General features: G+C 45.7%; 9 protein-coding genes. All 9 read right to left on the reverse strand.

The window, feature by feature from the left end:
- Nucleotides 1-1,251 carry a vWA domain-containing protein gene (locus IWT5_RS08175; protein WP_089109472.1) on the reverse strand — a complete coding sequence of 417 codons (1,251 nt, stop codon included), beginning with the start codon at nucleotides 1,249-1,251 and terminating at the stop codon, nucleotides 1-3.
- A gap of 15 nt (nucleotides 1,252-1,266) precedes the next feature.
- A complete protein-coding gene (locus IWT5_RS08180; protein ID WP_089109473.1) occupies nucleotides 1,267-2,424 on the reverse strand; it encodes an ATP-binding protein in 1,158 nt (385 codons plus the stop codon).
- A 65-nt stretch (nucleotides 2,425-2,489) separates the two neighbouring features.
- Entirely contained in the window at nucleotides 2,490-3,938 is a 1,449-nt protein-coding gene (gene ffh / locus IWT5_RS08185; protein WP_089109474.1) for a signal recognition particle protein, read from the reverse strand.
- A 17-nt stretch (nucleotides 3,939-3,955) separates the two neighbouring features.
- A complete protein-coding gene (locus tag IWT5_RS08190) occupies nucleotides 3,956-4,297 on the reverse strand; it encodes a putative DNA-binding protein (protein WP_089109475.1) in 342 nt (113 codons plus the stop codon).
- A gap of 135 nt (nucleotides 4,298-4,432) precedes the next feature.
- The gene (gene ftsY / locus IWT5_RS08195; RefSeq protein ID WP_089109476.1) at nucleotides 4,433-5,803 is read right to left on the reverse strand and encodes a signal recognition particle-docking protein FtsY; all 1,371 of its coding nucleotides are present in this window, start codon (nucleotides 5,801-5,803) and stop codon (nucleotides 4,433-4,435) included.
- A 21-nt stretch (nucleotides 5,804-5,824) separates the two neighbouring features.
- Nucleotides 5,825-9,376, reverse strand: a complete 3,552-nt coding sequence (smc, locus tag IWT5_RS08200) for a chromosome segregation protein SMC (RefSeq protein WP_089109477.1) — start codon at nucleotides 9,374-9,376, stop codon at nucleotides 5,825-5,827.
- A gap of 24 nt (nucleotides 9,377-9,400) precedes the next feature.
- Nucleotides 9,401-10,102 carry a ribonuclease III gene (gene rnc / locus IWT5_RS08205; RefSeq protein ID WP_089109535.1) on the reverse strand — a complete coding sequence of 234 codons (702 nt, stop codon included), beginning with the start codon at nucleotides 10,100-10,102 and terminating at the stop codon, nucleotides 9,401-9,403.
- Between the two features lie 99 nt (nucleotides 10,103-10,201).
- The gene (gene acpP, locus IWT5_RS08210) at nucleotides 10,202-10,450 is read right to left on the reverse strand and encodes an acyl carrier protein (RefSeq protein WP_089109478.1); all 249 of its coding nucleotides are present in this window, start codon (nucleotides 10,448-10,450) and stop codon (nucleotides 10,202-10,204) included.
- A gap of 71 nt (nucleotides 10,451-10,521) precedes the next feature.
- Nucleotides 10,522-11,559 carry a phosphate acyltransferase PlsX gene (gene plsX / locus IWT5_RS08215; RefSeq protein WP_089109479.1) on the reverse strand — a complete coding sequence of 346 codons (1,038 nt, stop codon included), beginning with the start codon at nucleotides 11,557-11,559 and terminating at the stop codon, nucleotides 10,522-10,524.
- Nucleotides 11,560-11,563: the final 4 nt, after the last annotated feature.

The following is an 11,563-nucleotide window of genomic DNA, read 5'->3' on the forward strand; positions in this document are numbered from 1 at the left end:
TTACTTCCTTTCACGAATCACGGTAACAGCACCCACCGGCTGTTTAACCGACAAATCAGACGCCGTAGTAGTCAATCCCCAAATTAAGCGGGTAAAACCGTGAGTGGTCACGGTTTCTTCACCATGACCATCAGTGAGAATCAAGCTGAGTGCATTCGTATCGTTTGCGCCCTGCTTAACCAGCCAATCAAATATCGGTTGGTAAGCCGTACCACCGCCGGCCACCCGTTGAAACGCGAGCTGATGGCCATGTGAGATTAACTGCAGATGATCATCATGAACAGTGGCATCAAACGGAATAACCGTTAGTTTGTCACGGTAACGTTTTAATAACTGAACCAGTTGAGCCAGGCAATTTTGGACTTCCGTGTCCGTCATAGACCCCGACTGATCGACAAAGATAAAGATCCGCCTAGTCGAGGCCCGCCTGATGCCTGGTAAATCCAGACGGTAAGGTTGCCTGCGATTGAAGCGATTATAAGCTGGCTCTTGACGCTTTTGCGGACCGTTTAAGCCTACCATGACTAGTTTGCGCCAGTCAATTTCTAATTTGGCAGGTTGCCGATTTAACTGATGCTGCAACCGGTTTGGCAGTAATCCGCGTAGTTTCGTTGGCGTTTCCTGCCAAGAACTGGCCACCAGTTGAGTTAATTGGCCTGCCATTTCTTGATTCAAATGCTGCCAGCCAAGGTGGCTTTCGGGTGATTGAGCTAACATGTGCTTCACCTGCTGTGCACGAGTCCCCGTCTGATCGTCATGAAGTGCCTGTTTTAAAGCCGTCAAGTATTCGGCAGAACCAAGCTGGGATGGTAAGTGCAGCCCCAGTTTAAAATTGACATGTGCCCGCGTAATGGCACCCGGATACAATGGCGTCAGCTGCTCGTTAACTGCCATATCCGTGGCTAATTGAACCAATGGATCATTGCCACGGTTCGCGTACCGGATTGGGTGCTGCCAGGCTAAATGGCTCACCACGTGCTGAACTAAACTCAATAAGTCTTCATCTGACTGAACGCTTTCCCTTAAGCGTTTAGGATTAATGATTAAGCTCAGCCGTTTGGCGGATGTTAGCGCAATCGCCACCGGCAGCTGCAAATCAACTTGCTTATCCAGCCGCAGCAGTAGTTCGCCGTAAAATCGCTGACTGTTCAGTAACTGGCTGGTGACCCGTTGAAATAAGGCTTGTGTCTGTCTCAGTAATTGCGTTTGGTCGTGTTGATTCGCCAAACGACTTAACTGCGTTTGAAACATACCTCAGCCCTTCTCTCAATGCACATTATTTTTTAAACCAATCGCAGTTAGCTGATCATAAAGTTGCTTAACGTGTGGATACTTTGGTGCTGTTTGATACAGCTGTTCTAATAAATCAGCTACCTCTGCTAATTTGAGAGCAACGGCAAACTGACCATCTACTGGCATCAGATTTAAGAGGAGCGTAAAACGGCTCGCATGACTATCATCCGTTAACGGGTAGGTGTCGACTTGCTGAATTAAGCTGTTCATAATGGATTGCTGCTGATCAGTTCCAGCTTCATTAAACGTTTGCATCACCTTTGGCGCTAGTTTCTTACCGGCATAAATTTCTTTAGCACTGAGTCCCACACGGTGCTGCCGAGTAAACGTTTCAAAACTTTGACCAACAGTCACACCAAGATCACCTTCCAGAAGATCCAGCCGTAATTGCTGCTGTTGATCAGCTGGCAGCCGACTTAACGCCTGTAAATTAGTCGACACCCGCTGCCAAGCCCGTGGTGTGGGATACAAGTCATCATCATGCTCCTTGGGTGCTAGTTGCTGCGGATTTTCTTCAATGTAACGGCGGACACTGCCAATGATATTGCCCTTTGATTGTGCCCACTTCAGCCAGTCGTGTGCGTCTGCTCGCATCACTAACCGAACCGTTCGATCATTAATAGCTGCGTCACCGACCGTGACCCCGTAATCACTGGTTTCAAACCCAGTCATGGTAGCATCCGGATTTTCAGCAAGAACCATGTGAACTTGTGCCGGTAGCCGCAAACTGTTGATTTTACGTTGCAGCACGAGGTTCATCAATTCACTTTGAACCGCCTGCGTCCCACGATTGAATTCATCAAGAAACCAGATAATGGGCTGCTCGGGGTGTGCTTCTGCCCACTGAATAATTTCAATCAGGGTGTGTGTATAGCCAAACTTCACGTCAGCGAGCTCGCCATACTGCGAGGTTTTAACAAACGCACTATCAGTCATCGGCGGTACCGGAATGGCTAGATCCCCTTTTTCGGAGAGGCTGACAACCGTTGTGAATAACTTGGCAGCCATTTTTTCAGCAACTTCCTGAACTAATGCTGATTTACCAATCCCGGCTTCGCCAACAATTGCCGGCACGTTACCAGCATCTAAGATAACTGGAATAGCGGTGATTAATTCTTGAAATGATAACATCGATTCGCCTTCTTCACGTTTTCAAAAAAGAGCCCAGGACCTTCGCCCCCGACTCAATTCATTAACTATTTACGACGCCGTTTCAAGTTATTCCGGCGTTTTTTGTTTTTCTTGATGCGGCGAGACATTGATTTCATTGCCATCTCGCCCATTTTACCGCCAAGCGCACCGCCCATACCGGCGTTGTTCATCATACCTTGCATGCCAGAGAAGTTCCCGTTGGAAACCTGATTCATCATCTTTTTCATCTGGTTAAATTGCTTGATCATGCGGTTGACTTCCTGCACGGGCCGACCAGAACCTGCCGCGATTCGACGACGGCGCGATGGATTCAAAACATCAGGTTCAGTCCGTTCCTGCTCAGTCATTGAGTAAATGACCGCCTTAATATGATCCATGTCTTTTGGATCCATTTGGGCGTTTGCCAGTGCAGGATTATTGGCCATGCCTGGAATCATCTTAATGAGTTGATCCATCGGCCCCATCTTTTGAATCTGTTGCATCTGATCCAAGAAATCGTTGAAATCAAATGAATTCTCACGCATTTTTTCAGTGAGTGCCTGCGCTTGCTTCTCATCGTAGTCTTTTTGGGTTTTTTCGATCAGGGATAACATGTCCCCCATACCCAATATCCGAGACGCCATCCGGTCAGGGTGGAAGACGTCCAGATCGGCCATCTTTTCACCTTCACCGACGAATTTGATCGGTTTACCGGTCACGGCACGAATTGACAGAGCGGCACCACCACGAGTGTCCCCATCCAACTTCGTTAAAATAACGCCAGTAACGTCAAGTTTGCTATCAAAGCCTTCCGCAGTTGCAACCGCGTTTTGACCCGTCATAGCATCAACAACCAGCATAATTTCGTTAGGATGAGCAAGTGCCTTGATCCGCGCAAGTTCGTCCATCAATTGTTCATCGATCTGTAAACGACCAGCCGTATCAATAAAGACGTAATCGTTATGGTCGGCTGCCGCTTTGGCCAGTCCTTGACGAACAATTTCAACGGGATCTGTATCAGTGCCCATTTCAAATACGGGAACGTCGATCTGTTTACCAACAGTGACTAATTGATCGATCGCGGCTGGCCGATAAACGTCGGCGGCAATCATCAAAGGTCGGGCGTTTTCTTCAGTCTTTAGGCGGTTAGCCAATTTACCGGCAGTCGTCGTTTTACCAGCCCCTTGAAGACCAACCATCATGATAATGGTTGGAATCTTTGGCGACTTGTTTAGCGGCGCATCGGTTTCGCCCATAGTCTTGGTTAACTCTTCATCAACGATCTTAACAATTTGCTGAGCGGGGTTTAAGCCTTCCAGCACCTTACTGCCGACAGCTCGCTCACGAACGGTTTTAACGAAGTCTTTGACCACGTCAAAATTAACGTCGGCTTCCAGTAAAGCAAGCCGAATCTCACGCATGGTATCGCGTAAGTCAGCTTCAGAGATTTTCCCCTTACCACGAAGTTTCTTCATGGCGTTTTGTAAACGCTCGGTTAGTCCTTCAAATGCCATTTATTTGCACCTAACTTTCATTCTTCTTCAGCTGATTCTAATTGGTTGACCAGCTGGTTAAGTTTTTGATCTTTTGGATACTGTGCTGCAACATAACTTTGAATGGTGTCCGCCAATTTATTACGTTTAGTGAACTCTTCAAAGAGATGCAGTTTTTTTTCGTAGTTCTCAAGGATCTTTTCTGTTCGACGGATGTTATCATAAACCGCTTGACGGCTAACATCATAGTCTTCAGAAATTTCACCCAGTGAATAATCATCACCATAGTAAAGCTGCATATAATCGTTTTGCTTTTTGGTCAATAGTGGCTGATAAAAGGCAAACAGCGAATTAATTCGGTTATTTTTTTCAATCTCCACGTTGTCACCCTCCCATAGGCCTGCAAACTAGTTTACCTAGCTCGTCTATTATACCAAATCCTAACAATTGCGATAGGCTTTTAGGTAAAAAGCTAAAAAGTCGTTAAGTCCTAATAGACTAACGACTCCATCTCATTATTTAACGTCGATCAAGCCCTTGAAGAGGCCGTAAACAAATTCACTCGGTTCAAATGGCCGTAAATCGTCCACTTGTTCACCAAGACCCACGTACTTAACGGGTAAATGCAACTCGTTACGAATAGCAAGCACGATCCCACCACGGGCAGTGCCATCAAGTTTAGTTAGCACGATGCCAGAAACATCAGTGGCGTCCTTAAACATTTTGGCTTGATTCAAGGCATTTTGGCCTGTAGTTGCATCCAGTACCAGCAGTACTTCATGCGGTGCGTCAGGAATTTCCCGGCTGATGATCCGCTTCATTTTAGCTAATTCGTTCATCAAATTAGTCTTGTTCTGCAGCCGACCGGCAGTATCCACAAATAACACATCGTAGTTCTCGGACTTGGCTTTCTTCAGTGCGTCATAGACCACCGCTGAAGGATCGCTTTGTTCTGGCTTCTTAACGATGGCCACGCCGTCACGCTGTGCCCAGACATTAAGTTGTTCAATCGCACCGGCACGGAATGTATCGGCAGCTGCTAATAATACTTTCTTGCCCTGCTGCTTAAAGAGGTTAGCCATCTTACCGATCGTCGTCGTTTTACCGACACCGTTGACACCCACAAACAAGATAACGGTGGGACCCTCCTTAGCGAACGTCAGGCCATTGTGTTCATTAGTCCCTGCCTGATCATAAAGTTCAATCAGTTTTTCCACCACAACGTTTTGAACGTCTTTAGGTTTCTTGACGTTTTTAAGTTTAACTTCTTCACGCAATTGGTCGCTAATTTTTACAGCCATGTCAAAACCAACGTCGGCACCAATCAGTGTTTCCTCTAAATCATCAAAGAAATCTTCATCAACTGTTCGGAAATTAGCTAATAAATGATTTAACCGCTCGCCAAAGGTCAGTCGTGATTTCTCAAGTCCCTTGTCATACCGCTCTGTTTCAGTTGGTTCCGCCTGAGGCGTGCTTTCGCTAGCTGCTGAGCCCTGATTTTCCTGCATTGATGAACTTGGCGATTGCTTTTCAGCTGATTCAGCAGGCTTTGCTTGCGGTTGTTCCGCGTTTTGTGACTCTGATGTTACTGATTCTGCAGCTGGTTCTTCAGTATCTGATTCAGTTTTCGGCTGACTTTCATCCGTGGCGGATTCGACAGGCGCTTCAGTTGCTGGTGGTGTGGCAATGGTGTCAGCTGTATGATCAGCATTCACATCATCAATTTGTGACGCATCTGTAGCAGAAGACGTTTCTGACGCCTGCACATCCCCTTGCGTCTTTGATTCATCCGGTTGTGTGACTTCATCAGTTTTAGGCTGCTGTTTTGGTGCCTTTTCTGAGTCGTCTTCCTTAGCGCGTCGTTTGAAAAAATCAAATAGTCCCACAAGATCACATCCTTCGTTTTATTATCTTTGAACAGGTACTTTGTCTAAGTCGACGGAAACCAGTTTTGAAACACCTGATTCCTGCATCGTAATCCCGTATAAACGATCGGCTTGCACCATGGTTTCCTTACGGTGGGTAATCACGATGAATTGCGTATCATCATCAAAATGGTTGAGAAAGCTAGCAAAGCGGCCGGTATTAGCTGGATCTAAGGCTGCTTCAGCTTCGTCCAGTACACAGAACGGCGCCGGCTGAACTTGTAAAACGGAAAATAGCAGTGTAATCGCCGTTAACGACCGTTCACCGCCAGATAATAAGCGCATGCTCTGCAGCCGTTTGCCAGGCGGTTCAGCCATAATCTCAATGCCGGTTGTCAATAAATTATCCGGATCTGTCAAAACGAGCTTAGCTTGACCGCCACCGAACATTTTAACAAAGGTTTCCTGGAATTTTTGATTTAGAACTTTAAACGTGGTATTAAAACGTTCAATCACTTGTTGATCCATTTCATTCATGGTTGCCAGCAAATTATCTTTGGAAGCAGATAAGTCTTCTCTTTGCTGTGTCAAGAAATCGTAACGCGATTTGACTCGGTCGTATTCATCGATGCTTGAAACGTTAACCTCACCTAAATCATCCAGTCCGCGCTTCAGTAATTTCAACTTCTCACGGAGATCGTCAATCGGTAAATCAACCTGATTTTTCTTTGCAAAGGCCACACTCACGTGATAGGTTTCTGAAAGTGTATTTTGATGCTGATCAAGTTGCGTGCTGAGCTTGGAACAGGCAACGTCTAATTTTTGAACGGCTAGTTGTTCATTATTCAGCGTCTCAGTGGCCAATTGATTAGACCGCTCTAAATCACTCTGCCGATCGTTAGCCACTCCCAAATCAACGTTCAATTGTTTTAAAGCGGCCTTCAATGTCCGTTCTTTTTCAATTAGCCGTTTCAACCGAGCTTCATGATCCTGGGTGGATTCACCAGTCTCAGACTGTTCGGCATTTAAATCATCGATCCGGTTTTGCAAATTTTTGAGTTCAGCCTCAAAGCTGGCAACGCGCTGGGCTTGTTCCCCGGCTTCTTTAGCCAGTTGTTTGACTTGAACGGTTTTGGTTGTGACCACAGCTCGTTGATCCTGATACTGCGCGCTAATTTTCTGAACTGACTCGCTTCGTTTCGCTTGTTGTGTCTTTAATGCGGCCATTTTAGCCTTCAATGCAGTCAGCTGTTGTTCCGCAGCAGCGGTTTCCTGCTCGTTACGCTTCAACTGGGTAGCAAAGTCCTCACCATCTTGATCAAGCTGCCACTGAGCTTGATGAACAGCAATTTGCTTATTAATGGCGTTTACGTGGTCAGAAAGCAGCTTAACCTCATTTTCAGCCTGCTGACGCGTCACACTGAGCGTATTCAGCTGATTTTGTAAATCGGTCTGCTGATCGTTTTCCTGTGCTGTTTTCAGCCGTTTTAATTCGGCCTGCTTGTCAGCAAGCTGAGCAGCCATGTCATTAACACTTGCTTGTAGTTTAGTTAGTTCTTGTTTTTGACTCAAAACGCCGTGGCGTTCGTGCTTATCTTTACCACCGGACATCGCGCCGCTAGTAGAAATCACTTCACCTGCCAGCGTAATGATTCGATAACGGTGGTGAATCAAATTGGCAAGTTCAACGGCGTGGTTCAAATCATCTGCAAAAATTAAGTTACCAAGTAAATGACTCACAACGGGTTTAAGACGACTATCGGCAACCTGCACTAAGTCGGCAGCAACCCCCAGAAAGCCAGCGCTCTGCTGACAATTCGCTAATGTGTCAGTCGCAATATAACTGGTTCTTAGCCGATTCAGCGGCAGAAAAGTACTGCGGCCCAACTGATTTTGAGTTAAATAACGAATGGCTGCTTTACCAGCAGCTTCATCGGTAACGACAACGTGCTGCTGCTGAGCACCAATCGCTGCTTCAACGGCCTTCGTATACTTTTCGGGAACGTCTAAAATCTCTGCAACGGGTCCAATGATACCGCTCAACTGATTTTTCGCCTTTAAGACGGCCTTGGTTCCCTGATAGAAACCAGTGTAATTTTGAGCTAATTCCTGCAAGCTCTTTAACCGAGCTTTGGCTTGCTGACAAACCTCAAGCGCCGATAGCCACTGGTTATTCAACTGTTCGATCTGAGCCTGACGTTTTTGATGTTCAGTACCTAATCGCTGACAATTCGCTTGCAATTCATCGTATTGCTGCTGCTGAATCTGCAGTTTCTGCTTGGCTGTTTTCAACTTGGTATTCTGTTCAGTCAATTCTGATTGCAGGTCATGCAGGCGTTGGTCCGCTTGCTGATTTTCGGAAGTTGCCCGTTGCTGATTTTTTTCCAAGTACTGTTTTTGGTTATGCAAAGTCGTGATGGCCTGCAGTTGATCAATATAATCATTTTGCAAGTGGTCTTCTTCACCGGCCAGCTTGGCTTCATCCAAATCATCAAGCTGATGCTTTAACTGATTTGCGGTAAGCCGGTCCTGTTTCAAAGCCACTTTCAGTTTTGCCAACTGAGTTTTTGTATCCGCTAGCGCATCTTGAACCTGTTTTAAATGTGCTTGGGTGTCATGACGTCGAGTGGTTAATTCACTTAGAGTCTGCTGCTGGTGTTTTTGGCGTTCAGAGTCCACTGCTTGCTCGCCAGCAACTTGCTGGCGGTGAGAGGTCACGTCTAATAGCTGCTGGTTGGTATCGTCCTTTTGACTGGACAATGCCGCCGTTTTTTTGCGTGCCAATTCTAATTCAGCCGAATTATGTGCCAACTGTTTTTTGGTATCAGCAACTCGCGCTTGTTTTTCGACAAGTTGCGCGTGCTGTTCCTTTAAGTCTGACTGCAATGACTCAATTTCAAGGACTAATTGGGTCTGATCAAGGGCATCAAATTGCTTTTTTTGCGCCACGTATTCCTTAGCTAAACTACTTTGTTGCGCTAACGGTTCAATTTGACCGCCAAGTTCTGACATGAGGTCATTGACCCGATCCAAGTATCCGGCAGTTTGATCCAATTCACGTTTGGCTTTTTCTTTACCAAGCCGATACTTCGAAACACCGATCAGTTCTTCGACGATGAACCGGCGTTCTTCTGGTTTACTGTTAAAAATCGATTCAACTCGGCCTTGAGAAATCATGGAAAAGGCATTATCGCCGATTCCAGAATCCATGAAAAGGTTCAGGATGTCCTTTAAACGACAATCCTGGCCGTTAAGCTGGTAGCTGCTTTCACCATTACGAAAAAGCTTTCTCGTCACGTTGATTTCAGTGTATTCAGATTTTAAATAGTGATCTGCGTTGTCCAAAATCATGGTGACCCGTGCCCGGTTCAACGGCTTCCGTTTGGAAGACCCATTGAAAATAACGTCCGGCATTCGACTGCCCCGCAGGTTTTTGGCCGATTGCTCACCTAAGACCCACCGAATAGCTTCACTGATATTACTTTTGCCACTTCCATTGGGGCCAACGATGCCAGTGACGCCATCTTCAAATTCGATTTTGGTATCGTCCGCAAACGACTTGAAACCACTAATCTCTAGTGATTTTAGTTTCATAATTGCTCCCCACTTACTTCCGAATTAAGCTTGGTCTGGTTCAAGCTTTAATAAAGCCTGTTTAGCAGCGCCTTGCTCCGCGTTTTTCTTAGAATGGCCTTCGCCCACACCAAGTTCTTTACCATCAATCTTAACGGCTACTTTGAACGCCCGATCATTATCTGGGCCATTTTCAGAAAGCAGCTCGTAATCAATTGAAACAGGACCGTGTTTTTGTGCGACTTCCTGTAATTCTGTCTTGTGATCAAAAAATTCGTCAAAACGACCCTCATCAAGTTTTGGAAAAATCACCTGAGTCGCAAATGCGCGGACTGGTTCCACTCCTTGATCAAGGTACAAAGCGCCAATAAAGGATTCAAAAATGTCACAAAGCAGTGAATCCCGTTCCCGTGCGTGCGCTTTCTCTTCTCCCTTACCGAGACGAATATACTGGTCAAAGTGGCACTCTCGGGCAAAACTAGCAAAACTCTCCTCGTTAACCATTGCTGCGCGCAGACGGGTTAACCGGCCCTGGGGCATTTTGGTGTAACGCTTGTAAATATAATCTGAAACAACCAGTTGCATCACCGCATCGCCCAAAAATTCGATGCGTTCGTAAAATTTCAAATGCTCATTAGGATGTTCGTTCACATAAGAGGCTTGTGTAAAGGCTTCATCCAGCAAACTTTTATCCTTTATGACGATATTAAAATTCTTCTTAAGTAAATCATCTAACCCTTTTATCAAAATCAATAACGCTCCTTTTTGGTTATAAAATTGAAAGGAAAAAGGCTGTGACAAAACAAATCGTTTCACCGCAACCTTTCCGTTTAATAATTGAAACTGCTATTTTTTATCACTGTTAGCAGCAATGTAATCAACAGCTTCGCCCACTGTGTTTAAGTTTTCGGCAGCATCGTCGGAAATTTCAGCACCGAAGGTATCTTCAAGTTCCAAAATAAATTCCACAAAATCAATGGAATCGGCATCAAGGTCGGTTTTAAAATTCAAATCCAGCGTGATCTTCTCACGGGTAATTTCAAACCGCTCCGCAATGATGTCAGCAATTTTATTAAAAATCTCGTCTTTTGACATAATTTACCTCACCCTATTTAGTTCATCAATCAGTTTAGCACAAACGGCTCAGAAACGGTAGAACTACCTGCTTACTTCTGCATTTCTGCTTTAGCTTCAGCCATTTCTTCACTGTGGTCACTAAAGTAAGTCACCACGTTTTCAACCGAATGATTCTCAAGCATCGCCTTAATTTGGCCGATGGTGTTGGCAATGGTTTCTGCCTTTGCTGAACCATGCGTTTTGATAACGGGTGCTTTAACGCCCAGCAACACTGCACCACCGTGTTTCGAATAATCCATTTGCGACTGAATACCCTTGAAAGTTGACTTGAGCATTGCGGCACCCAGTTTACTGGTTAAGCCACCATTCATAATGCCGTTTTTAATTAACTTCAGCATTGATAAGGCGGTCCCCTCAGTGTTTTTGAGTACTGCGTTACCCGTAAAGCCGTCGGTTACCACAACATCTGCCGCTCCGTTTAATAGTTCACGTGACTCCACGTTACCCACAAAATTAATGTCCCTAACGCCAGCTAAGAATTCGTGAGCAGCTTTATGAGCCATGTCGCCCTTATCTGCTTCGGTCCCGTTGTTCAATAGCCCAATGCGGGGATTTTTAACGCCCATGACGGTTTGCGCATAGTACTTTCCCATAATGGCGTACTGATACAGGTTAAACGGCTTGGTATCCGCGTTCGCCCCGACGTCCATCATCAGGAATTGATCTTGCTTGGGATTGTTTAAAACGGGTAGCGTCGTGGTCAATCCGGGACGATCAATTCCCTTGATTCGGCCAATGATCAATAAACCAGCGGCTAATAACGCACCGGTATTGCCAGCCGAAAAGAAGGCGTCATCCTTACCGTCATGAACAGCCTGGGCAGCCAGAACAATACTAGATTGCTTTTTACGCCGAATCGCGCGAACCGGTTCGTCTTCCATTGCAATGACTTCATCTGCTTGAACAAGGGTGATGTGGTCTGCGTTTTTCAAAAACGGCTTCACCTTATCAATTTGACCGTACAGATCAAATTCAATTTCTGGGTAACGGTCGTGGGCAATTTGAATACCCTCAACTACTTCTTTAGGGGCGTAATCTCCGCCCATTGCATCAACAGCAATTCTCAATGAC

Source organism: Secundilactobacillus mixtipabuli, from assembly GCF_002217925.1.
Classification (GTDB): domain Bacteria; phylum Bacillota; class Bacilli; order Lactobacillales; family Lactobacillaceae; genus Secundilactobacillus; species Secundilactobacillus mixtipabuli.